This window comes from Argonema antarcticum A004/B2, assembly GCF_023333585.1.
Classification (GTDB): domain Bacteria; phylum Cyanobacteriota; class Cyanobacteriia; order Cyanobacteriales; family Aerosakkonemataceae; genus Argonema; species Argonema antarcticum.
The window spans coordinates 109,416-133,715 of record NZ_JAIQZN010000005.1; the positions used below are offsets into that span (position 1 = coordinate 109,416).

General features: G+C 44.4%; 27 protein-coding genes. 8 read left to right on the forward strand and 19 right to left on the reverse strand.

Going from position 1 to position 24,300, the window contains the following annotated elements:
- Positions 1 to 8: 8 nt before the first annotated feature.
- The gene (locus LAY57_RS03630) at positions 9 to 212 is read left to right on the forward strand and encodes a hypothetical protein (RefSeq protein ID WP_249064934.1); all 204 of its coding nucleotides are present in this window, start codon (positions 9 to 11) and stop codon (positions 210 to 212) included.
- Between the two features lie 37 nt (positions 213 to 249).
- On the opposite strand, the gene LAY57_RS03635 is transcribed toward LAY57_RS03630, so the two are convergent.
- On the reverse strand, positions 250 to 783 hold the full coding sequence (locus LAY57_RS03635) for a hypothetical protein (protein ID WP_249064935.1): 534 nt from the start codon (positions 781 to 783) through the stop codon (positions 250 to 252).
- Positions 784 to 959: 176 nt separating this feature from the next.
- On the opposite strand from LAY57_RS03635, the gene pgsA reads away from it, so the two are divergent.
- On the forward strand, positions 960 to 1,481 hold the full coding sequence (pgsA, locus tag LAY57_RS03640) for a CDP-diacylglycerol--glycerol-3-phosphate 3-phosphatidyltransferase (RefSeq protein ID WP_249064936.1): 522 nt from the start codon (positions 960 to 962) through the stop codon (positions 1,479 to 1,481).
- Positions 1,482 to 1,577: 96 nt separating this feature from the next.
- Here the strand turns inward: pgsA and LAY57_RS03645 are convergent, their stop codons facing one another.
- The 9 genes from LAY57_RS03645 to LAY57_RS03685 all read right to left on the reverse strand — a co-directional run bounded on the left by LAY57_RS03645 (position 1,578) and on the right by LAY57_RS03685 (position 7,992).
- Entirely contained in the window at positions 1,578 to 2,180 is a 603-nt protein-coding gene (locus LAY57_RS03645; RefSeq protein ID WP_249064937.1) for a hypothetical protein, read from the reverse strand.
- A gap of 57 nt (positions 2,181 to 2,237) precedes the next feature.
- Positions 2,238 to 3,176 carry an NAD-dependent epimerase/dehydratase family protein gene (locus tag LAY57_RS03650; RefSeq protein WP_249064938.1) on the reverse strand — a complete coding sequence of 313 codons (939 nt, stop codon included), beginning with the start codon at positions 3,174 to 3,176 and terminating at the stop codon, positions 2,238 to 2,240.
- A 19-nt stretch (positions 3,177 to 3,195) separates the two neighbouring features.
- Complete coding sequence (locus LAY57_RS03655) at positions 3,196 to 3,495, reverse strand: hypothetical protein (RefSeq protein WP_249064939.1); 300 nt, start codon at positions 3,493 to 3,495, stop codon at positions 3,196 to 3,198.
- Positions 3,492 to 3,677, reverse strand: a complete 186-nt coding sequence (locus LAY57_RS03660) for a hypothetical protein (protein ID WP_249064940.1) — start codon at positions 3,675 to 3,677, stop codon at positions 3,492 to 3,494. Before LAY57_RS03660 ends, LAY57_RS03655 begins: the two co-directional genes overlap by 4 nt.
- Positions 3,678 to 3,706: 29 nt before the next feature.
- Complete coding sequence (gene surE, locus LAY57_RS03665) at positions 3,707 to 4,384, reverse strand: 5'/3'-nucleotidase SurE (protein ID WP_249064941.1); 678 nt, start codon at positions 4,382 to 4,384, stop codon at positions 3,707 to 3,709.
- Between the two features lie 221 nt (positions 4,385 to 4,605).
- Complete coding sequence (locus LAY57_RS03670; RefSeq protein WP_249064942.1) at positions 4,606 to 4,746, reverse strand: hypothetical protein; 141 nt, start codon at positions 4,744 to 4,746, stop codon at positions 4,606 to 4,608.
- Positions 4,747 to 5,539: 793 nt separating this feature from the next.
- Complete coding sequence (locus LAY57_RS03675; protein ID WP_249064943.1) at positions 5,540 to 6,238, reverse strand: uracil-DNA glycosylase; 699 nt, start codon at positions 6,236 to 6,238, stop codon at positions 5,540 to 5,542.
- Positions 6,239 to 6,265: 27 nt separating this feature from the next.
- Complete coding sequence (locus LAY57_RS03680; RefSeq protein WP_249064944.1) at positions 6,266 to 6,511, reverse strand: hypothetical protein; 246 nt, start codon at positions 6,509 to 6,511, stop codon at positions 6,266 to 6,268.
- A 122-nt stretch (positions 6,512 to 6,633) separates the two neighbouring features.
- Entirely contained in the window at positions 6,634 to 7,992 is a 1,359-nt protein-coding gene (locus LAY57_RS03685) for an AAA family ATPase (RefSeq protein WP_249064945.1), read from the reverse strand.
- Positions 7,993 to 8,263: 271 nt separating this feature from the next.
- Here LAY57_RS03685 and cysC point away from each other — a divergent pair, with 271 nt between their 5' ends.
- On the forward strand, positions 8,264 to 8,794 hold the full coding sequence (cysC, locus tag LAY57_RS03690; RefSeq protein ID WP_249064946.1) for an adenylyl-sulfate kinase: 531 nt from the start codon (positions 8,264 to 8,266) through the stop codon (positions 8,792 to 8,794).
- A gap of 139 nt (positions 8,795 to 8,933) precedes the next feature.
- Here cysC and LAY57_RS03695 read toward each other — a convergent pair whose 3' ends face one another.
- The 3 genes from LAY57_RS03695 to LAY57_RS03705 form a co-directional block, all read right to left on the reverse strand.
- Positions 8,934 to 9,713, reverse strand: coding sequence for a photosystem II electron transport protein, Sll1252 family (locus tag LAY57_RS03695; RefSeq protein WP_249064947.1), 780 nt, complete (start codon positions 9,711 to 9,713; stop codon positions 8,934 to 8,936).
- Between the two features lie 45 nt (positions 9,714 to 9,758).
- Positions 9,759 to 10,268 (reverse strand): hypothetical protein, encoded by a 510-nt coding sequence (locus LAY57_RS03700; RefSeq protein WP_249064974.1) that lies wholly within the window; start codon positions 10,266 to 10,268, stop codon positions 9,759 to 9,761.
- Positions 10,269 to 10,393: 125 nt separating this feature from the next.
- Positions 10,394 to 10,705 (reverse strand): hypothetical protein, encoded by a 312-nt coding sequence (locus LAY57_RS03705; RefSeq protein WP_249064948.1) that lies wholly within the window; start codon positions 10,703 to 10,705, stop codon positions 10,394 to 10,396.
- A gap of 9 nt (positions 10,706 to 10,714) precedes the next feature.
- On the opposite strand from LAY57_RS03705, the gene serA reads away from it, so the two are divergent.
- Together serA and prmA are read left to right on the forward strand one after the other, a co-directional pair.
- Complete coding sequence (serA, locus tag LAY57_RS03710) at positions 10,715 to 12,295, forward strand: phosphoglycerate dehydrogenase (protein WP_249064949.1); 1,581 nt, start codon at positions 10,715 to 10,717, stop codon at positions 12,293 to 12,295.
- A gap of 145 nt (positions 12,296 to 12,440) precedes the next feature.
- The gene (gene prmA, locus LAY57_RS03715; protein ID WP_249064950.1) at positions 12,441 to 13,337 is read left to right on the forward strand and encodes a 50S ribosomal protein L11 methyltransferase; all 897 of its coding nucleotides are present in this window, start codon (positions 12,441 to 12,443) and stop codon (positions 13,335 to 13,337) included.
- Between the two features lie 5 nt (positions 13,338 to 13,342).
- On the opposite strand, the gene LAY57_RS03720 is transcribed toward prmA, so the two are convergent.
- From LAY57_RS03720 to LAY57_RS03735, 4 genes are all read right to left on the reverse strand, one after another.
- Positions 13,343 to 13,897 (reverse strand): hypothetical protein, encoded by a 555-nt coding sequence (locus LAY57_RS03720; protein ID WP_249064951.1) that lies wholly within the window; start codon positions 13,895 to 13,897, stop codon positions 13,343 to 13,345.
- Positions 13,894 to 14,712: a prohibitin family protein gene (locus LAY57_RS03725; RefSeq protein ID WP_249064952.1), complete on the reverse strand. Its 819-nt coding sequence runs from the start codon at positions 14,710 to 14,712 to the stop codon at positions 13,894 to 13,896. Before LAY57_RS03725 ends, LAY57_RS03720 begins: the two co-directional genes overlap by 4 nt.
- The gene (locus LAY57_RS03730) at positions 14,709 to 14,939 is read right to left on the reverse strand and encodes a hypothetical protein (protein WP_249064953.1); all 231 of its coding nucleotides are present in this window, start codon (positions 14,937 to 14,939) and stop codon (positions 14,709 to 14,711) included. The genes LAY57_RS03725 and LAY57_RS03730 overlap by 4 nt, the downstream gene beginning before the upstream one ends.
- Before the next feature lie 230 nt (positions 14,940 to 15,169).
- Entirely contained in the window at positions 15,170 to 16,753 is a 1,584-nt protein-coding gene (locus LAY57_RS03735; protein ID WP_249064954.1) for a TPM domain-containing protein, read from the reverse strand.
- Between the two features lie 165 nt (positions 16,754 to 16,918).
- Here LAY57_RS03735 and LAY57_RS03740 point away from each other — a divergent pair, with 165 nt between their 5' ends.
- The 3 genes from LAY57_RS03740 to nfi all read left to right on the forward strand — a co-directional run bounded on the left by LAY57_RS03740 (position 16,919) and on the right by nfi (position 21,402).
- On the forward strand, positions 16,919 to 18,214 hold the full coding sequence (locus LAY57_RS03740; RefSeq protein ID WP_249064955.1) for an XRE family transcriptional regulator: 1,296 nt from the start codon (positions 16,919 to 16,921) through the stop codon (positions 18,212 to 18,214).
- 11 nt (positions 18,215 to 18,225) lie between these two features.
- Positions 18,226 to 20,580, forward strand: a complete 2,355-nt coding sequence (locus LAY57_RS03745; RefSeq protein WP_249064956.1) for a bifunctional serine/threonine-protein kinase/ABC transporter substrate-binding protein — start codon at positions 18,226 to 18,228, stop codon at positions 20,578 to 20,580.
- 159 nt (positions 20,581 to 20,739) lie between these two features.
- Positions 20,740 to 21,402 (forward strand): deoxyribonuclease V, encoded by a 663-nt coding sequence (gene nfi / locus LAY57_RS03750; RefSeq protein ID WP_249064957.1) that lies wholly within the window; start codon positions 20,740 to 20,742, stop codon positions 21,400 to 21,402.
- Between the two features lie 231 nt (positions 21,403 to 21,633).
- Here the strand turns inward: nfi and LAY57_RS03755 are convergent, their stop codons facing one another.
- Positions 21,634 to 23,403, reverse strand: a complete 1,770-nt coding sequence (locus tag LAY57_RS03755; RefSeq protein WP_249064958.1) for a sensor histidine kinase — start codon at positions 23,401 to 23,403, stop codon at positions 21,634 to 21,636.
- 116 nt (positions 23,404 to 23,519) lie between these two features.
- A complete protein-coding gene (gene modA / locus LAY57_RS03760; protein ID WP_249064959.1) occupies positions 23,520 to 24,296 on the reverse strand; it encodes a molybdate ABC transporter substrate-binding protein in 777 nt (258 codons plus the stop codon).
- Between the last annotated feature and the right edge of the window lie 4 nt (positions 24,297 to 24,300).

The window sequence follows — 24,300 nt, forward strand, 5'->3', positions numbered from 1 at the left end:
TATAGCTAGTGGTCAGTGGTCAGTGGTCAGTTGTCAGTGGTCAGTTGTCAGTTGTCAGTGGTCAGTGGTCAGTTGTCAGTGGTCAGTTGTCAGTTGTCAAGAAAATTTCTCCTCTGCTCCTCTGCTCCCCCACTCCTCCACTCCCCCACTCCTCCACTCCTCCACTCCTCCACTCCCCCACTCCCCCACTCCCCCACTCCTCCACTCTTTAAAATGCTGTACCTCACTGAAAAAGAAAACCGTAACTGCTCATCCCCAAGTGAACAATTCGCTGGTTGAATTGTTGCAACAATCCAGCAGGTTTTGAACTTCATTTTTGACGATCGCGTAACGCCAGCCTAGTAGTTCTCCTTTGTGGTAAGAAGTCGCCTGACCGATGATGAAAGGTTCTTGCGAATAAGGAGTACGGCAGCGAATTTTGCCTTCGTCGTATCCCAGCCAAAAGTCGGTGGCTTTTTGAATCGAGTGATGAATATGCAGCCGATATTCGGAAATTAACAATTCCAGGTGCAGCAAGCGTTGCTGTATGTCTTGTTCCTCCTGGTACAACCATTCACACAGCTGATATGATTGCGGCCCCCAAAGGTTTTGCTGTGCGATTTCCTGCCAGATTTTCTGCCAATTAAGTGCATAGGTTTCCTGTATGTAGGACAGAGATGCCCCAGCGGTTACGGCTTCTGCTAGTCCTGTAGTGGCTTGGTTAAACTGGGTCAAGCCTGCCTCAAGCGAAATAAGTGCCGCTTCGCAGTTTTTCAGTTGCTTATCAGCCCAGCGATTTGTCATAGTTTTTTTTATTAAGCTTTTTTTTAATTATTGTAGGTTAGTATTTCCAGGTTGCCAATTGCGCTTGTTTACAATAATTTAAGGCTGTTATCCCTTATCCCTTTTTAATGTTGATATGTTAAAATCACTTTTCTGTGTAGTTGACTGTTAACCGATCGCTTTCTGCTCAATTTTATATGAATATTCCAAATTGGATTACTTTCTCCCGTCTGTTGGGGTTGCCGTTTCTGCTTTATGGTTTGCACAACCCAACAGAATCAAGCCGTTGGATTTGTTTGGTAATTTTTCTGGTAGCCGCCAGTACGGATTGGTTGGATGGCTATCTGGCAAGAAAACTTAACCAAGTTACCGACTTGGGCAAGTTTCTCGATCCGTTGGTAGATAAATTGCTGGTACTTGGGCCACTGCTGGCGTTAATTGAGGAAGGTCAGGTGCCTGCTTGGGGAGTGTTTCTGATTTTAGCGCGGGAATTGGCGATCGCAGGTTGGCGCGTCAATCAAACTTCTATTTCTGGAGCTAATATCTGGGGTAAGCTGAAAACGGTGAGTCAGATAGTTGCGATCGCACTTCTCATCGCGCCTTTACCGGAAGTTTGGCAAATCCCCTCCCTCATCGCCTTTTGGATTTCTGTCGCTTTCACTTTAATTTCCGGTGCTATTTATCTTTGGCCTCAAAATCTCAATAACGAAAATGCTTAATTTACAACCAGAAACCCGGTTTCTTTAAGAAACCGGGTTTCTATTTACCTTTCTTTAAGAAACCCGGTTTTTTAGAAAAACCGGGTTTCTATTTATTTACCCTTGCTGTACCATCCAAACTAAAAATCCCAATATTTGTTCTACAGGCGGTAGCGGATAATCAGTCATATCAATTGTCACCGTCTGTTCTTCTAGTTTGAGAAAGCGCCATTGCGTACCGCTACTTACCGTACCAAAAATTGTTTGGATGGGTTTATTCTTAGCTGAATTAAATTTTTGAGCAGCTACCATTTCGGCAATACATTGTCCAATTCCTGACTTAATATCTGACTTTTTTGCTTCTACTATTACAATAGCAGGTGCTTCTACCGTAAGTTGTTCGGGAGAACGACTAATTAAAAAGTCGCAAACACCGTTTAGTCCAGATGCAATATCGACGTTGAATTCTTCCCCAGAAAAGACGCTAATTTTTTGATTAAGAATTCGTCGCACTTCTAACAAAACTGGATTAATAATTACTTCAGATCGCGCTTTTTCTGTATCTACTGCGATCGCCCAAGGTAATTCTTCTAGAATACCCATTAGTCTGGGACTAGGTGCGATCGATTCTATATTTGTTGGTAAAAACCTCGTATTTTCCACTGTTGTCAGGTGAAAATCTTCTTTTACTTTACTCAAATTAAATTGACTATAAGCCATTTTAAACCTACCTTACTCGAAAAGGGGCGATAGAGTGGGCATTGCCCACCCTATCAATTAACTTTGAACGGCTTTCAAAATCTCATCATCTACCGAGAAATCTACCTCTGCTTTGCCTCGACCAGAAGCAAGGTAATCATTTACTAACGAATCTATCAATCCATCTACAAGGTTATATTCTGGATGCCAACCTAGTTCCGTTTTCGCTTTGTTTACTGATGCGAAGAAGTGCTGCACTCTTAACGGGAAACCTTTGCGTTTGCCGAAATCAAACTTTTTGGGGTCGTAATGTACGATTTCTATATCAGCCGATCTGCCAACTGCTATTGCACAGGCGCGTGCAAGTCCATCAAAGGTGACGTAGCGATCGCCTGATATATTATACACTTGCCCGATCGCTTTCTCATTACCCAGCACAGCTGCCATCGCATTTGCTAAGTCTTTGCAATGACCGAGTTGGGTGATGTGTAATCCGTTACCTGGTATGGCGATGGGCCGATCGCGCACGATGCGATCGAAAAACCATGCTTCTACATCATTATAATTCTGCGGGCCGTAAATATAAGTAGGCCGAATTGAGGTAAAAGGCAATCCTTGTTCGATTAAATAAGCTTCAGTTTCGTGCTTACCTTTGTGGCGACTTTTTGGGTCAATTGCATCGCCTTCAATATGGGGTAATTCATCGGTTTTGAGATAAACTCCCGCCGAACTCATGTAGACAAAATGTTTTACCTTACCTTTAAAAATATCGGCTAAAGGTTGAGTATCGCTTAATTCGCGACCGTTGTTATCAAAAATGGCATCAAAGTTTTCAGACGATAGCTTTTCTTTGATTTGCGAAGCGTCAGTGCGATCGCCGTGAATTTGTTGTATACCTTCAACTGGCGCTGGTTTCTTACCGCGATTAAATAATACAACTTCGTGACCTTGTGCAACCAAAATTTTAGTTAAATAAACTCCGATAAACCGGGTACCACCCATGATTAAGATTCGCATTTTTACTCATTCCCAACAGTTAACTATCTGATTTTACTTCAGATGCGCTTTGATTATTCAATAAAGGTGAGTTTTCTGGTAATTTCCAAGAACGTCCTGCTGTATGAACGTAACCGTCAATGATTTTTACTCCACCAAGTTCTCGTCCTAAAGCAATTAATTCTTGCCGTTCTTCATCTGTTAAGTAGTCATTACCGTGAAGGCTACCTGATGGACGGTGAGGATCTCCTCCCGCATCTAGATAGCGTTGGCGTCCTACCGCGAACAGTTCTTTGAATCTTTCATACTTTTGTTTCCGCACTTGAGTAGATTCTGTCATAGTTCTGACTCCGGTTCAACAGGGACTATTTCGCCATTTTGCAGCAGCCGCGAGATCGGCAAGACAGGGCTTGGTGTTTCAATGTACCAAGTTCCCGTTTCTATATCATAGAACGTATATCCCAGTAAATCCAAAGTGTCTAGGGCGTTGAGAATTAGGTACTGTTCTTCTGTTGGTTCCACAAGTTGTTACTACTATTACTTTAGTTATTTTACAGCTTTAGTTGAGTTACAGCGATTTTACCAGAGAAGCAGACATCAACATCGGTGCCGGGAGTGCGATCGCGTTTTGCATACTCGCCGTGGTAGTAATATTCATCACCTTCAACTCGGTAGTTCACTGGTAAAGGTTCCGTACTCGGTTGGCAAAATACTACTTCTGGGTCTGGTTCTCCCGGTAAAAGATGCGGTAAATTAACATTCCAGAAAGTACCGGGTGCGATCGGTCTAGCGAACAAATCATCTAATACTTTCGCCGTCCATCTAGCAGCAGTATCCCAATCAACATTTAACTTACCTTTGCGATAATGAGAAACTGCAATACCTGGAATACCGTGCGTTGCTGCTTCTCGCACAGCAGCAACAGTACCCGAAATGTAAACATCAACACCCATATTGCCGCCAGCGTTAATGCCCGAAAGTACCCATTTGACATTTTGACAAAGATGTGTTATGGCAAGGCGCGTGCAATCAGCCGGAGTACCACCTACAGCATATTCGGTTTGCGATCGACGTTGTACGTGAATAGCGCCAGTGGTAGTAACTTGATGACCGCAACCCGATAAATGGTCTTTTGGCGCGACAATTATGGCATTACCGTTGACAGCTTTTTGTAGTGCTAGGATGCCTGGGGCATCGATGCCGTCGTCGTTGGTGAGAATTAAGGTCATAGGTTTTCGCTGGAGTAATATAGAGTAATATAGATAACAAAGGTACGTTGTTGCGCTTCAGCGCTCTTAGCACATTCTTACGCTTCAGCGCTCTTAGCACATTCTTACGCTTTGGCGCGGCATCGCAACAACATACCTGAAAATCAACTGATTAACTAACTAGCTAAAAATAACCAAACAATCGTCCAATCTGACGAGCGAGATGTTGTAGTTTCAGCGATTCACGAAGAAATCAAGCGCAATCCCACCATAAAAGCGCGGTTGTGGAGTGCTTTAAAAGCTGGTGGAACTGAGGCTTTGAAGGTAGCATTAGATGCGATATTTAAAAATCCAGCCGTCAGCATTTCAGTGGAGACAATCAAAGGGTATATTGAAGGGGAGTAGGGTTTGTCGATTTGGACAATTAGCCTGTCTGGGAATCAATTTGCTTGCATCTGCGAACATACCCGCCTGCGAATCAATTCGCTTACATCTGCGAACATACCCGCCTGCGAATCAATTCGCTTACATCTGCGAACATACCCGCCTGCGAATCAATTCGTTTGCATCTGCGAACACACCCGCCTGCGAATCAATTCGTTTGCATCTGCGAACACACCCGCCTGCGAATCAATTCGCAGGCTAATAGCGAAAGTCGTCTGAAGACGACTGATGGAAGCAGAAATTCAGTCCACTTAAGTGGACTTCAGCTATTAGCCTGCGAATTGATTCGCAGGCGGGATGACAACGAAGCAATTGATTTTGTTATGATTTTACCATGCGATTTGCGTTGATGGTTAAAATGCGATCGGCCCTTGATATCTTGTATAGCAACCGCTCTCGTCGATTAGGGCAGTAGGGGCGAAGCATTCGGGCATATAATTTATTGGTTAAAACCGAAGATTTACTACCCGAATGCTAATGCCTCCGGCACGCACTCGCGTTCGCCCCTAGCCCCTAGCCCCTCCCCAGATTTATGGCTTAACCGACTCATCGGTTGCTATATCTGCGAATTTACCCGCCTGCGAATCAATTCGCTTTTCTTATAGCGAAAGTCGTCTGAAGACGACTGGTGGAATCAGAAATTTAGTCCACTTAAGTGGACTTCAGCTATTAGCCTGCGAATTGATTCGCAGGCGGGTTGACAGCTAAGCCATTAATTTTGTTTACATTTTCCTACGAATTGAGTTCATCTAACTTAGCGCGAACTGCTTGAATATCTTGCCACATCAACCACTTCGGACTGCCACTTTCCTTTGAGGGATTTCGCAACAAATAGGCTGGGTGTAAAATAGGCATACAAAGTCGCCCTTCCCATTCCATCCAAGTGCCTCTAATTTTCGTAATTCCTCTTTTATCTCCAGTTAAACCTTTGACAGCGGTCGCGCCAGTTAAGAGAATAATTTTCGGATTGACTAGGCGAATTTGTTCTAGCAAATAAGGTTTGCAAGCGGCGATTTCATCCGGCTTAGGAACTCGGTTATTTGGTGGGCGGCAATTATTTACATTACAAATGTAAACATCTTTTTCACTACTCAATCCAACCGCTGCGAGAATTTTTTCTAATAGTTGACCCGCTTTACCAACAAATGGCAAACCCGTCTCGTCTTCATTTTGACCGGGTGCTTCGCCTACAATCATTATCGGGGCTTGTGGATTGCCGCGTCCAACGACAGCATGAATGCGGGTGTCTCCCAAACGACAGCGATCGCACTTGTTGCAATGATTGGCTAGTTGGTCTAAGGTTTGATAAGTACCGGGAGGAATGGGTATTTTTGCACTGGTGGGAATCAAATCTGACCCAAAGGCTGACCGGGTAGATGCTTCGCCATCAGGTAAAAGGTCAAAAAGGCTGAGTTGTTCTTCGTTGGACATAGATTGAAGGGCAAGGTTTCCAAGGCATTAAAATGGCATATCATCGTCGTCGAAACCGTCCTGGGGGGGAAAATCATCACTCTCTTCAAGCTTTGGCTGATTTTCCGGTTCTGTTTGCATATCGATCCAGCGTTTGGCTTGCTTAAGTGCTTCTTTCTCATTTTTGGCGTTGTGAACTGGGATAAAGCATTTGCCACCGGAGTTCCAGACTTCTACGCAGAATACTGGTCTGGCTTCGATAATCCAACCTTTATAAATTTCTGGTGAACTCATAGTTGATACCAATTCTCTATCCTGTTGCTACATATCGCCTAACTGTATGGTATAGTTTAATGATGTCGGTAGTCTGAAAATGAAGCAAAGCCGTTTTAGATAAAGGAAAGTATTGGAATAGTTCAGTTGCCGAAATTAGTCCGAGGCGATGCTTGCAAAATTTCTTTTACTTTATTCTGGGCCGATCGCATTAGCTGTTGCGCTTCTGCATAAGCAGTCGTCTCCGGTTTAATCTTCTCTAATTGATTGATAATTCGTTGGATTTGACTAATCATTTGGTTACGATCGACTGAGGAAGCATTGCGGGTAGTATTTGCAAGTAAAGATTCGATTTGCTCTTTAGCCGTCTCCAGATCTCTTACAGAAGCTTGTTCCATTTCCAACCTAGTTCGTACTGTTCCCAAATCACTTTGATATTTAGCTAGTAACTTTTGCGCTTCTACGTAGCCAGAGTCCTCTACTCGAACTGCTTCCAGCCGATCGATCGCCTGTGACCACAATTTTTGGATTTCCTGCCACTCACTAGCACTATGAGGCGGATTCTGCGCCTTTTGACCAGCCGCTATAGCAAATTGGTTCGCTACCTCAATCAAAGTTTGCGTTCTAGCACTCTTTGCGGCTATACTGGCAACTTCTTGAAAATCGCGCTGATAAGCTGCTAATTTAGTTCTTGATGTTCTTCCGATCAGTGTTTGCTGGGGCAATTGATTTATCTGATCCAAAGCCGCTTGCCATGCTGCGATCGCTTTTTCTCGGTCTGCAACTGTTGACGCCTGTTCGTATTGCTGCTTAGCTGTGTTGAGCGCTTGTTCTCCTTGAGTTAGTAGCGTTTGCGCTTGCTTTTCTTGAAATAGCTTGGCTTCCATGCGCCCCACATTCGCTCTCGCTGCTTTAAACTCATCAAAGGTAAACTGCCAACCAAACCAAGCGGTGTATTTAGGCCAATAGCCTAAAAACCAAACTGGCAAAGCATCCAGATGTTTTTGCGCTTCTTTTACTTTCACTGCGCCTAAGTCCAAATCGGCTGAACTGGTAGATTGGTTTACCAACTGGTCGGCTTGTTCCACTGATGCGATCGCCCGCCGATAGTTATAATCCATACTCATATAGCTGGGTAGTAGCAAAATTGGTAATGTTCGCGCTACCGGCCAGCGAATCATCGGATAAGGTAGGTTCAGTACCCAAATTGCCCCAGCAGATCCAGCTAAAAATACAGCAGCAAATTTTATTTTGCTCCACTTACCGGGGGGACAGTTGGCTTTGGCGGCCTGTTTGAGAACTTTTTCGCTAAAGTTGGGGAAAAAAGCGATTACCGTATCGCGCAGTTCTTCTAGGGAAGCCGGTTCGCCTGTTTGCGAGCGCAGTCTTTCTAACCGCTTCAGCACAATGTCTCGCTGTACATCTCCCGCCAGCACATCTTTAGAGCATCGCTTCACCTCAGTAGCAAGAATTTCAAAGGCGCGGTTATATAGACGAGGCATATAATATACCAACAGATTAATTTAATTTGGCAGTCAATTTTTTGTGCTGAACCCAGCTTTCCCCATAGCCTAATTGTTACACTCGATCGCAACTTTGGGAATACTATCTCGTGTCTAGCTGACCGAGATCACTTTAGTTTTCTGAAGCGATGAGTGATACTACGGTAGAACGCAGCCTCAACCTAAAGGCGCGGTGTACAGTAGGGATGTTGCTTAACTGGGTGTTTTTCTTGGATTGTAACCTATGGGCAGATGTTGGGAGTTAACTTAAATGAAACAAGTTGGTGTAACAGTATGGTTTACTGGCCTTAGCGGTGCCGGTAAGACTACGATCAGTCGGGCTGTGGAGGTGGCGTTGCGATCGCGCGACTACTCTATAGAAATCCTCGATGGGGATGTAGTCCGCGAGAACTTGACAAAAGACTTAGGTTTTAGTAAAGAAGACCGCGATAATAATATCCGCCGCATCGGTTTCGTGGCGCATCTATTGAGTAGGAACGGCGTGATTGTTTTGGTTTCAGCTATTTCGCCTTATCGCGAAATGCGGGACGAGATGAAAAAGCGAATTGGAGATTTTATCGAAGTTTACGTAAATGCACCTCTCGCAGTGTGCGAAGAACGCGATGTCAAGGGGCTTTATAAGAAAGCACGCGCTGGACAAATTCAGCATTTTACTGGCATTGACGACCCCTATGAAGCGCCGCTACAGCCGGATGTGGAATGTCGCACCGATATAGAAAGTGTCGAAGAAAGTGTCGCTAAGGTTTTGCACAAGTTGGAAGCTGGTGGTTATATAAACTAGGGGCTAGGAAAGTCAAAAGTCAAAAGTCAAAAGTCAAAAGTCAAGAAAAAGGGGGAAAATTTCAAATTTTCGATTTAAAATTTGAAATTACCCAGTTACCAACCCCTTTTTTCTTTTGACTTTTGACTTTCCTAGTTGCTTACATATAGCGAGTTAATTGAACTCGGAAGCGGTCTTTTTTGGTAATAGCTACTTCGCCAACTTCGAGGCGTCCTTTGCCGCGAATGGCGATTAAGTCGCCTTGTTTAACTTGATAACTGGCAGAGGTAATATCTTTCCAATTGACTCGGACATCACCGCCATCGATTAAATCGACCATTTTGGTGCGGGACATCCCAAAACCGGCTGATGCGATCGCATCCAGTCGCAAAGATGCTTCTACTGTTGTTAATTCTTTCTTTTTCGGTTCTTTGAACTTCAGTTCGGTTAACTCAATCGGCTGAGTTTTCACAGGGACCGATCGCACTTGAGTCAAATGCTGTCCCAGATATTCTACCATTTCTGGAACGACAATCGCCTGAGCCCCTCGCTCTCCCAGCACAATCACGTCGCCGGTTTTTTCTCGCATAATCCCGCATCCCAACATGGAACCTAGAAAGTCACGGTGAGTGGCGGGATCGAACAGAAAGTTACCGGCAATTTCCAGGGCGGCGATATCTACCTGAGATTGGTCGAGAGGAAGTTCCGATCGCGCGATCGCAACTCGTTGCCTTTCCGCTTGCGGATAACCTCCCCAAGCCAACAGATGCACTTCTGTCAAGCGTGCGAACATCTGCTGAACCTCCGCCAATTCTGGTGGCGAAAGAAAATCTGTAAAGACAATTTCCCAGGTTTTGATAGCTTGTTCGGCTAAGTCAATTACCCGACGCGCAGTGTCTCGATTTTCGATTCCTTTTAAAAGTTCTTCCCTTGGCAACATCGTTCGATTTTAGATTTTAGATTTTAGATTGAGATTGGAAACATTTTATCGATCGACGGCATAACCTTGAATAGTTTCAGGCTTAAATTGGCGGAGTATGCTAGTAGCTTGGCGTGTCAGAATTTCAGAACCACGAACGATAATTATGTATTTACCAGCATTGAGACGATTGCGATAAGGTAAAGCATCATCGCTGCCAAACAATAAGCCCGTGCCACCACCAATAAAAATACTACCCATTAATCCACCGATCGCACCCAGGAGGCCACCGATCAAATGATCGCCGATTTCACCCGCCCAGGCAAAGGTGTTTAAATTAGTTTGCAGGCTGAATGCCAGACCAGCGACAAAGCCAAACGGCACTAGCCAAAATCCCATTAGCTTAGCTTGGTTCTTAGCTTGCTCATTGGGATCGATCGGGCCGAACTCCTCAGCAGTTTTGTACCCCCTGCCCACGATCGATACTTTATCCATCGGTAAGCCTTCTTTCTCTAGGGCAGAATAAGCTTCTTCTGCCTGAATGCGGTCTGCCAATACGGTAACTAGGTAATTCATAAATTCGATCGAGTCTTGTCGAAATACAGAGACAGCCCAATTAACAGAGTATTGTATTAATTGGCTAAAAACCAACAAAACAAAAGAAATTAGGGGATCGATCCGATCGCGATCGCACATCTCAACTAGAGAGATCGCAAGAAGAAAACTTTCTGAAGCGGTGACATCTTCATTGACTGCGATGCCCAAACTGACCCCAATACCTCATTCCTAACATATTTAATGAAAACTTCAGCACCCGATGGCAACCGTCGCACCACTTTGCCGCTAGAATGACGTACTGTAGAGGTTTCAGATGGTGGTAAACTGGCCTGCACTGCATAAAACAGCCGACAGACTAATATACAAAGACACAAATCTCCATCTCTACTAGCAGTAACAAAAGTGCCTGCATTTCCCAAATTGTTGGCGGGACAGGTTTCCCCCTCTAAACTCACTTACTCACCATGTCAAAGGTTCTCGTCTCCGATTCAATAGACCAAGCTGGCATCGACATCTTATCTCAGGTAGCCCAAGTTGATGTAAAAACGGGCTTGTCGCCAGAAGAATTAATCCGCATCATCCCAGAATACGACGCGCTGATGATCCGCTCTGAAACTCGCGTTACGAAGGCAGTAATCGAAGCTGGCACACAGCTGAAAATTATTGGACGAGCGGGTGTTGGCGTTGATAATGTGGATATACCTGCGGCAACTAGGCAGGGTATTGTCGTCGTCAACTCTCCAGAAGGCAACACAATTGCGGCGGCGGAACACGCACTTGCAATGATGCTATCCCTCTCCCGCTACATCCCCGATGCCAACCAGTCGGTAAAAAACAACAAGTGGGATCGCAAGCGCTATATAGGCGCAGAAGTATACAAAAAAAACCTCGGCGTTGTCGGCTTGGGTAAAATTGGCTCCCACGTAGCCACCGTAGCACGGGCAATGGGCATGAAAGTAATGGCCTTTGACCCCTATCTCTCCAACGAACGGGCCGAACAGCTGGGCTGTCGCCTGGTAGAAATGGACTTGCTGTTGCGGGAAGCCGACTACATCACCCTGCATATGCCAAAAACGCCAGAAACCGCCCACCTAATCAACGCCGAAGCGCTGGCCAAAATGAAACCCACTGCCCGCATTATCAACTGCGCCAGAGGTGGAATAATTGACGAAGCGGCTTTGGCAGAGGCATTGCAACAAGGTAAAATTGCTGGTGCAGCATTGGATGTCTTCGAGACAGAACCCCTGGGCGAATCACCCCTGCGCGATCTCGGTAAAGAAGTTGTCCTTACGCCCCACCTGGGAGCCTCCACAGCCGAAGCTCAGGTTAATGTCGCCATTGACGTTGCAGAGCAAATTCGCGATGTGCTGTTAGGTTTACCGGCAAGATCCGCCGTGAATATCCCCGGCTTGGCTCCAGACGTTGTGGAAAAGCTCAAACCATACATGGGACTGGCGGAAACTCTGGGTACCCTGGTGGGTCAGCTGGCTGGTGGAAGAGTGGAAAGTCTCAATGTTCGGATGCAGGGAGAATTGGCTACCAATGAAAGCCAACCGTTAGTGGTGGCATCCCTCAAAGGTCTGCTGTCTCAAGCTTTGCGAGAGCGGGTAAACTATGTGAATGCGGCTCTAGAAGCTAAAGAGCGGGGCATTCGCGTAATTGAAACGCGGGATGCCTCGATTCGAGACTATGCTGGTTCCCTACACTTAGAGGCGAAGGGGTCTTTAGGCGAACACTCGGTGACCGGCGCTTTGTTGGGCGATCGCGAAATTCGGATCACCGATATTGATGATTTCCCCATCAATGTGCCACCTTCTCAGCATATGCTGTTTACCGTGCATCGCGATATGCCAGGTATTATTGGCAAAATTGGTTCGCTATTGGGCAGTTTTAATGTCAATATTGCCAGTATGCAGGTAGGCCGCAAAATTGTGCGGGGCGATGCCGTGATGGTGCTGAATCTCGACGATCCCTTACCGGAAGGAATCTTAACCGAGATTCTCAAAGTTCCAGGTATTCGCGATGCCTACACGGTAACTTTATGAGTTCTGAGTGCTGAGTGCTGAGTGCTGAGTAAAGGCTTTGATAAGTGGGTTAGCAACAAGTACTATAAGTTCTGAGTGCTGAGTGCTGAGTACTGAGTCTGGTCTTTCTACTCAGCACGGCTTCCGTTGCACTCAGGACTAAAATATGGCAAACAGCTGGTGGGAACTGCAAATTCTCTGCGACCAAGACCTAGAGGATTCTGTATTCTGGCGATTAGAAAAATTTGGCTGTCGGGGAACTGCCAGTGAGATGAAGGGTCATGCTTGCTTGGTTAGAGGCTATATGCCGCAAGAACAGGCGCAGCTTTTAGATTTGGCGGCGCTGTCCTTGTGGTTGCACCAGGATGCGCTGGTTTTGGGTATGCCGGTGCCAGCGATGAAATGGCATCTCATTGATGAGGAAGATTGGGCGAGTAGCTGGAAGGCACATTGGCAACCCCAAGAGGTTGGCGATCGCTTTTTGATTTACCCCGCATGGTTACCTGTACCAGCAGACTCGGAACGAATCATTTTGCGCCTCGATCCGGGTCTTGCTTTTGGGACGGGGACTCACGCCACTACCCAGCTTTGTCTGGAATCGTTGGAAATGCGGCTTGGTTTTGAGGAAACTAAGGCTGTAGTGGCGGATATTGGTTGCGGTTCGGGAATTTTATCTTTGGGGGCGGTGTTGCTGGGGGCCCAAAAGGTTTATGCGATCGATACCGATCCCCTGGCGGTGCGTTCTGCACGCAGCAATCGCACCCTCAACCGGATTGCTTCTGGGCGTTTAATTGTGGAACAAGGCAGTGTCGATCGCCTAATCCAGCGGCTTGATGGCCCTGTCGATGGCATTGTCTGCAATATCCTGGCTGAGACGATCATCGACTTGACACCGCAGATGAATGCGATCGTCAAACCCACCACTTGGGCCATTCTCAGCGGTATTTTGTTAGACCAAACTAAACCAGTTGCCGATGTTCTGGAGCAAAACGGTTGGGTGATTGCCACTCTTTGGCGTCGCCAAGACTGGTGTTGTTTTAATATCCGGCGTGGCTATAATTAAGGTTTTTAGCGAAATAAAAAATAGACGTAAATAAGATCGATCGCGATCGCTAAACCTTTACCAATCCAAGATTGGATTAGATTGAAAACAGGAAACGACGCTAGCAGCACTAACGATATTTCAACAACAGAAAAAATCCCACCGTAATGCTGCCGATCCCAATAAGAAATGGGACTGATAAACCGATAGTTGCTTAAGGGGAAAAAGTGCCGATGGGCGTCATCGTTGTGAACTGGTAAGTCGAGAAGAGAATGCAGCACCATGCTGATGCAGAGGATTTGCACATTTTTCCATCCCAATTTATAAGCGATAACGCATCCCAACAAAGCCAAAGGTATCGAATGAAAGGTAGCGACAATATTTTGCCAAAAAGGTTCGTAGTAAGTTTCTGACCAGATTTGGCGTTCCGGGAGACGCGCAATAAGTTTCGCCCATCCGTATAAAACAAATATTGGTATGTCAGGTAGAATTGCACCAATGAAAATGGGAAGATTGGCTTGTGGCTGCGTCTGTCTGCCTAAAAAGAAAAGATTAAGAATGGCGTGGCTGGGTGTGTTCATTGCCGATCTTGAGGAGGTAAATCACTTGGCCTAATATTAATAAAAGGCAATGCGCCATTACCACCCAAAACTGTGGGAAAATGACCGTCCCATTTGTCGATCGCTTGCTTTTGCAAAATCTCCTGCGTTAAATTTTCCCGCAGCAATCTCTGTGCTTCAGCTTGTCCTTTAGCTCGGTTAATTTCTGCCTGTGCTTCTTGGGTAGCTTTTAGAGTCACGAACTCTGCCCGTTTGGCGTCCTGTTCCGCTATTTGTTTAGCTTCAACTGCCTCGCTAAATCGCTGGGAAAAGCGGATATTAACCAGAGAAATATCATCAACTGCAACGTTATAGTGTGCCAGTCGAGATTTCAATAAATCGTCAATACCTGCTTTTACTTCTCCCCGTCTGGTGATAATTTGTTCGGCAGTATATAAAGCCATTACTGCTTTAAGAACTTCTTCAATTGCTGGGTTAATAATCCGTTCGACGACCTCGAACTCGTCGCCAATCTGCTGAAAAACCGTATTGGCTTTGTCTGGAATTATATGCCAGTTCAGCGCCACGTCAGTGAAGACATCCTGAAGATCTTTGGAAGCGGCTTGAGCGGGAATTTGGTGCTTTTGTACCCGGACACTGAGGGTTTTTACAGTATTGACAATTGGCAAAATTGGGTGTATGCCTTCTGACAAAACTTGCTCTTGGACTTGACCAAACTGCATCACCACGCCGCGTTGTCCAGCGTTGACAATTACGAAGGGTTTGAAAGCGATCGCAACCAGCAACAGCAATATTGCTATTCCCGCTGCGATGTAAGAGGTATTGGTAGATTTCATTTATTTTGTTGAGTAGGCAAGTTGGCAGGACTAACATTAATAAATGGTAACGCACCATTGCCACTCATCACAGTGGGGAATTTGCCATCCCATTTTTCTATGGCGTGCTTTTGCAGGATTTGAGGCGTTAAATTTTCCCGCAGCAATCTTTGTGCTTCAGCTTGGCATAATCGGATGTATGCCCTCGTCCAAAACGGTATTTTCGACTTTGCCGAAGTGCATGACAACGCCGCGTTCTCCAGCATTGACAATGACAAAGGGGCGCAAGATAATGGCTCCGAGTAATACAGCTATACCGCCTGAAATCTTAAAAGCAACACGAAGAGAATTGGGGGTTTGCGTTCTAAGGTTCTGCATAGTTTAATGGGGAGAAGATTTTTGTTTGTAAGTTTTGTAATTTTTAGGCAGTGAACAGTATATCAAGCAACAGACTTGTGGAGAGGGTATTGCTAATGGCTCAACCGCCACCACCATCTCCACCACCGCCACCGCCACCACCGCCGCCACCACCACCGCCGCCGCCACCGCCGTCACCACCGCCACCACCACCGTCACTGCTGCTACTAAGAATAGGGATGATTCGTTCCATCTGCTTTTGATAAGAACAAGAGCGACAGTCGCAAGTAATCAAGCCCTTCCCTTCTCGCGCATACGTAGGAGCTTCCACAACTTGGTCTAACTTGTAGATTGTCAATTCCTGACAGGTAGGACAGAGCTTGTCAGGATCTGAAGTCATCACATAAGCCCGTAAATGAACTTGTCCTGAAATTTGCCCCGGATTGCAGTTCGGGCATCGCCATCCCTCAAATTTGATATTTTTAAGATTTTGTGCAACTTGCTGATGATGACTAAGATGAGCTATGAGCGATGTGGAGTTTAGTTGTTTTAAAGGCATTTGGCAATCCGCACAGTGTAGGGGAAGGATTGACTGCCTTTCATCATTATCTTTAGGTAAAATTGCTTTGGCTAATCGGGACGCTGGGATATAAGCAATCAACCCGGCAACCACTCCGATCGGTAACTTGATTCCTTCTGCCATCCCAAGCGTGATTAAAATTAGGGTGCCGCACCCAAACCAACAAGAACTCCAAATCATGGAGGCTAACTGCATCCGTTCATAACGTTCATAATTGTATATGATATCTTTCTCAAAGATATTCCGGTTATGATGGTAGGCAATAAAATAGCTTATAAATCCTGCAATGAATGATGAACTAACTCCTCCAGAAACTAGCAAAGCAATTGTGAATGTTGAGCTAAAAAACCATAAGCCTAGAGAATTTCGGATTTCTTTATCATGATCGTCTAAAGCCAGTATTCGCAGCATCGGGGAATCTTTGGAAAGTTTGATAAAGACTGGACGACGCGATCGCGCAATTCCCAGACCAGCAAAAATTGCCACTACCGCACCACATCCGGCAAATATCCAGATGTAAGTAGGTCTATTGAGAGACCAGGAAATGTACTCCTGCCCAGTAGTAGGAATGAGATTATTTGTGTGAGGGCTTGGATGTGGTTTGTAAGTCTGCAAAACCTTAATAATTTCTTGCGTTCCTGTGAGCATTGCGCCGTTAAAATTACCCTGATTAACGCGGGGTCTGATCTCTCCTTTGATCAGGCTAATTACCCGATCGTTAGGAAAAATTTCCACAATGCCCCAACCTGTGACAATTTCAATGCGATCGTCACCTTTGGAATATAAAAGCAAAACCCCATTATCTAGACCTTTTTTGCCAATTGTCCAGTATTTAAACCAAGCCAGTGCAAATTCCCTGGGAGAACTGTAAGGTGACGTTTCTGGTACAGTTATAAGCATTATTTCACAGCTATTTTGCGCTTCTAGCTGTGAAATCGAGCGATTGATTTCTGCTTCAGTTGCAGGACTGAGAATGTCGATCGTATCTGTCACCCAGCCATTTGGCCTTGGGCCGCGTACTTCCTGTACGGTGATGGCTTTACTTGGGATGGGGAAGCTAGCGATCGCTAAACTCAGAAAACCGACACAAAGGGTTTGATGGATAGCAAGGACAAGAAATTTCACTGTGATTTCATCCTTTTTGGTCTTACAAAGTTGGTGCGGCTCAGCTGATTAACTGCCTTCTACTTCTTTACAATCTTTGATTTGCCCTAATTGCACCAGATCAGCTTAAGATCGGTAAAACTAAGGTTTGTAGTTGATCTTGACAAGCACAAAATCTCGGTATATATGACCACGCTCAGAGCTTCTAAGCAGGGACTCACCAAAATTAAGCAAGCCAGAGAGAAAAAAGGGTGGCCTGTAGCCGATCGCAACTGGCTAGAAGCAGCGAGTCTGTGTCTGGGAGTGAATTGGGAAAAAACTGGTTATCTAGCTGAGGGGATTTCAGAAGGAACTTGGAGTCGTTTCTTAGCAGGGAAGCGATCGATCAATGCCAGTGCTTTCCAGGCTTACAGCGCGGTTCTGGGACTGAACTGGGAAGAAGTGGTTAATGGCATTCAAGGCCAAGATTGGGGCGATGCACCGGATTTGCCCAGTTTTTATGGACGCGCAGAAGAACTAGCGAAGCTAAAGCAATGGATTGTCAAAGATAAGTGCCGCTTGGTGGCTATCCTGGGCATGGGGGGAATTGGCAAAACGGCTTTAGCTGTACGCAGTGCAGAAGATATCCAGAATGAGTTTAAGTACCTGATTTGGCGAAGTCTCCGCGCTTCTCCACCTGTTGAAGAGGTTCTGGCTGACCTGATTCGATTCTTTTCCAACGACAAAAAAACTGCTTTAACAGACAACACCGACAAAATGGTCAAGCAATTAATTGATTACCTCCGACAACATCGGTGTCTAGTTGTACTGGATGAAATGGAGGCAATTTTGAGCAGCGGCAAACTGGCTGGACACTATCGAGAAGGATATCAGGATTATAGTAAGTTGCTCAGAGAAGTAGGCGAAGTAAAACATAACAGTTGCTTCGTGCTGACTAGCTGGGAAAACCCCAAAATAATGGCATCATTAGCAGAAAAAACCAAATTCGTTCAATACTTAAAACTGACGGGTTTGAAGGATATCGATGCACAGGAAATTTTGACTGAAAAAGGTTTGTCCGATCGGGAGACTTGGGGAACCTTAAATCAACTATACGGCGGGAATCCCTTATCGTTAAAAATAGTTTCTATAACTATCAAAGATTTTTTTAATGGCAGTGTCGCCAAATTTCTCGAAGCAGGTACGATAGTCATCGGCGATATTAGTGAAGTTTTAGATCGGCAGTTCGATCGCCTGACAGATTTAGAAAAACAGATCGTGCGCCAGCTAGCCACTAACGTTACTCCGAAGTCGCTGCCTCAATTAGCAGAAATTCTCTCGCCACCCGGAGCGAAATCCGAACTAATCGAAGCTTTAGAATCCTTGGAACGGCGCTCATTAATTGAAAAAATTACAGGAGGCAGTGAAGTTATGTTCACTCTACAGCCTGTAGTTATGAAGTACATTCAGAAAGTGTCGAAAATATCTTCGCTCCACCTTTAGGGTGCAAATTTATGAGTTACTACTGCATCAATCCCTGGTGTCAAAATCGAGAAAACCCGGAGCATCTGGAACGTTGCCAATCCTGTGAAACTGAACTGCTAGTTAAGAACCGATATCGCCTAGTCAGACCTCTACGCGATCTGGATAAGCACCCTTATACTAATATTTTTGAAGTAGAAGATATAGAGGAACGGCAAACGCTTAAAGTCCTAAAAGTTTTAATTAAAGATATTACTCACATAGTCGAACTATTTGAACAAGAAGCGAATCTTTTAATCAATCTTACACATCAGGGAATTCCTAGAGCAGAGTCAGAATTAATTGTTTCACTCAGCAAAGGTAGGGAATTGCGCTGCTTGGTGATGGAGAAAATAGAAGGGCTAAACCTAGAGCAGTGGTTAAAGCAGAATGGGCGAATATCTGAAAATTTAGCACTAAACTGGCTGAAACAATTAGTAGTAATTCTGGATTACGTGCATCGAAATAATCTTTTTCATCGAGATATTAAACCGTCTAACATTATGCTCAAGGATGATGGGAAACTGGTGCTTATTGACTTTGGCACAGCCAGGAGGGTAACGCAGACAGTCATTGATGGGCAGAATGTTACGAAAATTTGTTCGCACGGTTATACTGCTCCAGAGCAAATGGCGGGCAGAGCAGTTCCGCAGTCTGATTTCTTTGCGCTTGGCTGTACCTTTGTGCATTTACTGACAGGAATACACCCTAATAAACTAACCAGAGAACGCCAAACAGATAAGTTAATTTGGCGATACAGTGCGACTCCGGTTTCCAGGGAGTTGGCAAATTTAATTGATGATATGATGGCCGTACCGTGTCAGAAGCGGCCTAAAAATACGCAAGAAATTTTACACCGAATTAAAGAAATAGAATCAAAAACATTCTGCGGTTATCTGCTCAAAAGACTCTCTTTTGGTGCAGTTTTTCTAGTTTTTGCGACGGTAATTTATGGAAGTAATTGGTATTTAACTGGCGTCCGTGGTTGTGCAAAGATTGAGTTCAGGAATTTTCATAAAGGCGACAATTTAAGTTGTGGGGAAGAAATACTGGTTTCAGAACCTGCGGTACTGGGGAAGCAAGAGGGGGTGATTGCCTTTGCAGATGGCAAATATCAAAAAGCTGCTGAATCACTAGAGAAGGCATGGAATAAGCGACGAGAACCCGAAACTTTGATTTACCTCAATAATGCCAGACTAATGAATCAAAAAGCTTACACGATTGCTGTTGTGGCTCCCATAACCAACAATCGAGACAGAGCTATGGAAATTTTGCGAGGAGTGGCACAAGCCCAGAATGAGTTCAATGATGAGCAAAAAAAGATTAATGGAATGGGGCTGAAGGTGTTGATTGGGGATGATGCTAATGACCCTATCCGGGCTAGGAAAATGGCAGAGTCACTGGTGTCGAAAGGGGACATTTTAGGTGTTGTCGGTCACTATGCGAGTGAAGTGACGATGGGAGCTATAGATGTTTATCAAAAGCACGGGTTAGTATTAGTTTCTCCTGGCAGCACTTCGGAAGATCTCTCAGTCTGGAGCAATATTTCTAAATACGTTTTCTTTCGCACTGTACCCAGTAATAGGGTGAATGCTCAGGCTATGGCTAGCTATTTGATCCAAGCTCATCAGCGAACAGCAGCAGTTTTTTACACTCCTCAGAGTAATTACAGCAAATCTATCCGAGATCAATTTCACATTAGTTTCCCCGCAAGTGGAGGACAGGTAGTGGCAGATTTTGATTTGTGTAAAAATAATTTTAATGCAGTTGCTGCTATAACCCAAGCACAAAGACAAGGAGCCACTACGCTTGTTATCCTTCCTGATGGTCAAACTTGTTCTATGTCCTTTGGTAATGTTTTAAATTTAATTAAGGCTAATCAGGGTCGTTATTCGATGATCGGAGGATGGGGTGTTTACGATTCTAATATTTTAAAAATGAGATCTAAAGATGTTGTGGAGCGCCTAGTGGTGACTGTACCTTGGCATCGTTTGAGCAGTCCAAATCCAAAGTTTTCCGCTTTATCTGAGCAGCTATGGAAAGGAGAAGTGAGCGGTTTGACAGCTACGGCGTATGATGCAAGTCGTGTGTTGATAACGGCTTTGACAAAAAAACCTCAACCAAAGCGTTCTGATGTGCGGGAGGTTTTATCGGTTGGCGGCTTTCAAGCCTACGGTGCTACGGGGGTGATTAGTTTTCACTTTTCTAGTGGCGATCGCAACGAACCTATTAGTGTATTGGTCAAAGTTGTGCCGTCTAAGTGTTCGCCATATAGTCATATATTTGTACCTGTAAACTATTCTAAATTTGACAGCTTAAAGTGCGTTTCAAAATACAGTACTCCTTAGCGGCTAGAATCGTTGGTTTAGAATAAGTAGGTCGGTAATAAAAAAGCAAGCTATGTAACGAAACGTAAAATTTCTGGATTTGCTACGTAGTTGCGCTTTAGCGCTAAAGCGCAACTACGTAGCAATAATGATTTATTTGCGCCAACCTACTTAATAAATATGAAGATTACTCAACGTCACGCTTGGCCCCTGACTGCTGAAGAGGCGATTCCTATTCAAGAACAACTGGCAAAAGAGGTGATTACCTCTGACGAGTTGGGAACAATACAGTATGTTGCTGGTGTGGATATGGGTTTTGAGGAGTCGGGTAGGATCTCGCGATCGGCTGTTGCAGTTCTCAGTTTCCCGGATTTGCAGCTGGTTGAGCAGGCGATCGCATATCGTCCTACCACCTTTCCCTATATTCCCGGATTTCTATCTTTTCGAGAAGTCCCAGCGGTACTGGACGCGCTGGCAAAACTGACGATCGCACCCGACTTGATCTTATGCGACGGTCAAGGTATTGCCCATCCTCGCCGTCTTGGGATAGCCTGTCATCTGGGATTATTGATAGATGTCCCCACAATTGGTGTAGCCAAATCCTTATTAGTTGGCAAGCATGAAGAGTTACCTTTGGAAAGAGGGGCGTGGAAACCGCTGCTGCATCGGGGCGAAACGATCGGTGCTGTGTTGCGATCGCGCACGGGAGTTAAACCTGTTTATGTTTCTAGCGGACATCGGGTAAGTCTACCAACTGCGATCGATTATGTGATGCGTTGCACTCCCAAATATCGACTTCCAGAAACAACTCGCTGGGCTGATAAATTGGCGTCGAACCGCTGATCGATTTGCGATCGAAATAATTTCAAATTTGAGATTTTAGATTGCAGATTTAATTATAGCAACCGCCAGGGCGATTAAGCCAACTCCAACTGTTACATGAAGTCCATAATCCCTTACGGAGTAACCTCTTCCCTCTTCCCTCTTCCCTAGCCCCTAGCCCCTAGCCCCTAGTCCCTAGCTATATCAGATTTTTTTACTTTGCTATCTCAAATCTTAAATTTGCAATTCCCCTCAACTGGAGAGCGGCTGTTTAACTGGAAGTTCGATGATAAATTCAGTTTCTTCGCCTATAACGGAATTACATCGAATTTCTCCGCTATGCTTTTCGAGAATTTGATAAGAAATGGAAAGCCCTAATCCGGTGCCTTTGCCAACTTTTTTCGTTGTGAAGAATGGGTCAAAAATCTTATTTTGCACTTCCGGTGCAATCCCAGAACCATTATCGCGAATTCTTACCTGAACTTTATCGGGGGGAATTTGCTCTGTCTCGATCGCAATTTGCTTATTGGATTGCTCTGCTTGTTCGGAAAGAGCGTCGATCGCATTGTTGAGGATGTTCATAAACACTTGATTCAGCTGTGCTGGATGGCACTCTACTAAAGGCAGATTTCCATACTGCTTAATCACTTTAATGTTGTCTTTGAGCCGGTTGTTCAGAATTAACAGGGTGCTGTCAATTCCTTCGTGCAGATCGACGTTTTTTACCTCTGCTTCATCGAGACGGGAGAAGTTACGCAAAGATAATACCAGTTGGCGAATGCGATCGGCTCCAATTTTCATAGAATTCAGAGTCTTCGGCAGATCTTCAGCCAGAAATTCTAGTTCAATGTCGTCAATGCGTTCCACAATTTCCTCATCTGGATTGGGATATTTTTGCTGATAGAGATCCACTAATCCTAACAATTCTTCAACATAATTTTTACTGTGTTCGACGTTACCGTAGATAAAGCTGACCGGGTTGTTGATTTCGTGGGCAATGCCTGCTATCATCTGACCGAGACTAGACATTTTTTCGGTCTGAATTAGCTGAGTTTGTGCTTGTTGAAGTTCTTGGGTGTATTCTGCTACTCGTTGGATTAGTTCATTGAGAGATGTAGTTAATAACCCGACTTCATCTTCGGTCAGCACGGGAGCCTGAAGAGTGAAATTCGATTCTTTAGTTACTCGCCGAGCGATTTTAGTAGTAACTTCGATGGGATAGGCAATAACCCGGCTGGTATAGATGGCTAAAGCAGCTGCGATCGCAACTGCCGATAATAAACTAATAATCAGAATTAAGTTTCCTACCGCGCTTGCCTTATCCAAGTATTGCAGCGTTTTTTGTGCTTCTTTCTCTTGGATTTCAGCAACGATATTTGACATTTCTTGAGAAAGTTTATTAATCTCTAAATCGACTTTGCTGCTTTTATAACTTATGTTCGCTAGCAGAACAGACTGAACTTTTTCTGGCTTCAAAGTAGATGGTTTAAATTCCTTGCTAATTGTTTCTAGCCTCTGGGAGTAATCTTTTATGGAATCTATATAAGCTTGGAGCGATCGCTTTAGTTCTTTACTATCATTTGCTTGTTTAAGTGAATCTCGATCTGGTGAATTTGAACTTTCTAAAAATGACTTTGTTTGATATAATACTCTATTTACTGCCTCAATATATTCGAGGAATCGAGAATATTCTAGCTCTAATCTTACGGGTTCTGTTAATAGAGGAATTAGGTTTGGCGTTTGAGTGTGGGCTTTCAGTACAGCTGCTTCCAAATTATTCAATAAGGATATTATTTTCTGAGACTCAGCTAATTGTTTTTTAGCTTGGTCTTGATAATAATTTTCCAGCAGCTTTCCTGTAGTAGCACCTAGAAGGGCAATTCCAATGACAAGGGCATACCCATAGGCAATTTTTTGCCGTATACCTAAGCGACTAAATAGCTGCTTGCACCAGTATAAAGACAAGATTTTGCCTCGGTTCTTAGAGGCGGGTGTCAAAGCTAATGCTTGCCTAATCGACATAACGCAGTTTCGATGAAATTACATTATTATAGCAGGTTTAAACCGAGTGAGGTGCGTAAGTCCTATAAAATTTACCTTTAGATCTTGTAGCACAAGTAATCCCTAATCTTCACTAGCTATTGAGTAGCCTGATCGATAAAGATCGCAAAGCCGTATTTGACAAACACAGATCCGGCCCGATCGCTTTGCAGAAATTGGACAAACTCTTTGGCTTCAGGGATGTTTTTGCTAGCTTTGAGGACGGCTACGGTATAGGTAATTGGAGAATGGGAGTTTTCCGGTGCGATCGCCACAATCTTTATCTCATTTACTTTGATCGCATCCGTTGCGTAAATAATCCCTGCATTTGCATTTTCCTTTTTAAGCAAACTCACTATGTCAGTTCCAGCTTTGGTAAAAACAAATTTAGGTTTTACCTGTTCTAAAATACCGAAAAACTGGAGAATTTCTTCGGCATACTTGCCAGACGATCCTGTAGCTGGGTTACTTATAGCAACTTTCTTAATTTTATTGTCGGTCAAATCCTTGAATTTAGAAATACCCGTGGCGTTCTTTGGCGCGATTAATATGATTCTGTTTTTCAAGAAATTTTTCCGGGTATCGTCTATTACAAATCCTTTGGACTGCAAATCATCCATGAATTGAGAGCCCGCAGTCATATAAATATCAACCTTTGCTCCCTCTTCGATCGCCTTTTGATGAGATCCACTGCTGCTAAACTTGTACATAATGTTAACTTTCGGTTTTTGTTGAGTATAAAGCTCTTTTATTTCTTCCATCGAACTTTTCAAACTTGCGCCCGCTGAGATAGTTAATACAACAGGTTTAACTTGTTGAGTACAACTAACCAAAACTTGAGACAGGATACTTATCCAGCCAATAAAAGAGAACATAAAT

Bases quoted from the DNA above. Each gene is read 5' to 3' on its own strand.
- pgsA (WP_249064936.1), top strand. From the start codon at position 960: ATGAATATTCCAAATTGGATTACTTTCTCCCGTCTGTTGGGGTTGCCG.
- LAY57_RS03655 (WP_249064939.1), bottom strand. From the start codon at position 3,495: ATGACAGAATCTACTCAAGTGCGGAAACAAAAGTATGAAAGATTCAAA.
- LAY57_RS03635 (WP_249064935.1), bottom strand. From the start codon at position 783: ATGACAAATCGCTGGGCTGATAAGCAACTGAAAAACTGCGAAGCGGCA.
- LAY57_RS03720 (WP_249064951.1), bottom strand. From the start codon at position 13,897: ATGAACACACCCAGCCACGCCATTCTTAATCTTTTCTTTTTAGGCAGA.
- LAY57_RS03650 (WP_249064938.1), bottom strand. From the start codon at position 3,176: ATGCGAATCTTAATCATGGGTGGTACCCGGTTTATCGGAGTTTATTTA.
- LAY57_RS03695 (WP_249064947.1), bottom strand. From the start codon at position 9,713: ATGTTGCCAAGGGAAGAACTTTTAAAAGGAATCGAAAATCGAGACACT.
- LAY57_RS03685 (WP_249064945.1), bottom strand. From the start codon at position 7,992: ATGCCTCGTCTATATAACCGCGCCTTTGAAATTCTTGCTACTGAGGTG.
- LAY57_RS03645 (WP_249064937.1), bottom strand. From the start codon at position 2,180: ATGGCTTATAGTCAATTTAATTTGAGTAAAGTAAAAGAAGATTTTCAC.
- LAY57_RS03725 (WP_249064952.1), bottom strand. From the start codon at position 14,712: ATGAAATCTACCAATACCTCTTACATCGCAGCGGGAATAGCAATATTG.
- LAY57_RS03680 (WP_249064944.1), bottom strand. From the start codon at position 6,511: ATGAGTTCACCAGAAATTTATAAAGGTTGGATTATCGAAGCCAGACCA.
- serA (WP_249064949.1), top strand. From the start codon at position 10,715: ATGTCAAAGGTTCTCGTCTCCGATTCAATAGACCAAGCTGGCATCGAC.
- LAY57_RS03745 (WP_249064956.1), top strand. From the start codon at position 18,226: ATGAGTTACTACTGCATCAATCCCTGGTGTCAAAATCGAGAAAACCCG.
- nfi (WP_249064957.1), top strand. From the start codon at position 20,740: ATGAAGATTACTCAACGTCACGCTTGGCCCCTGACTGCTGAAGAGGCG.
- cysC (WP_249064946.1), top strand. From the start codon at position 8,264: ATGAAACAAGTTGGTGTAACAGTATGGTTTACTGGCCTTAGCGGTGCC.
- LAY57_RS03740 (WP_249064955.1), top strand. From the start codon at position 16,919: ATGACCACGCTCAGAGCTTCTAAGCAGGGACTCACCAAAATTAAGCAA.
- LAY57_RS03700 (WP_249064974.1), bottom strand. From the start codon at position 10,268: ATGAATTACCTAGTTACCGTATTGGCAGACCGCATTCAGGCAGAAGAA.
- modA (WP_249064959.1), bottom strand. From the start codon at position 24,296: ATGTTCTCTTTTATTGGCTGGATAAGTATCCTGTCTCAAGTTTTGGTT.
- surE (WP_249064941.1), bottom strand. From the start codon at position 4,384: ATGACCTTAATTCTCACCAACGACGACGGCATCGATGCCCCAGGCATC.
- LAY57_RS03675 (WP_249064943.1), bottom strand. From the start codon at position 6,238: ATGTCCAACGAAGAACAACTCAGCCTTTTTGACCTTTTACCTGATGGC.
- LAY57_RS03755 (WP_249064958.1), bottom strand. From the start codon at position 23,403: ATGTCGATTAGGCAAGCATTAGCTTTGACACCCGCCTCTAAGAACCGA.
- prmA (WP_249064950.1), top strand. From the start codon at position 12,441: ATGGCAAACAGCTGGTGGGAACTGCAAATTCTCTGCGACCAAGACCTA.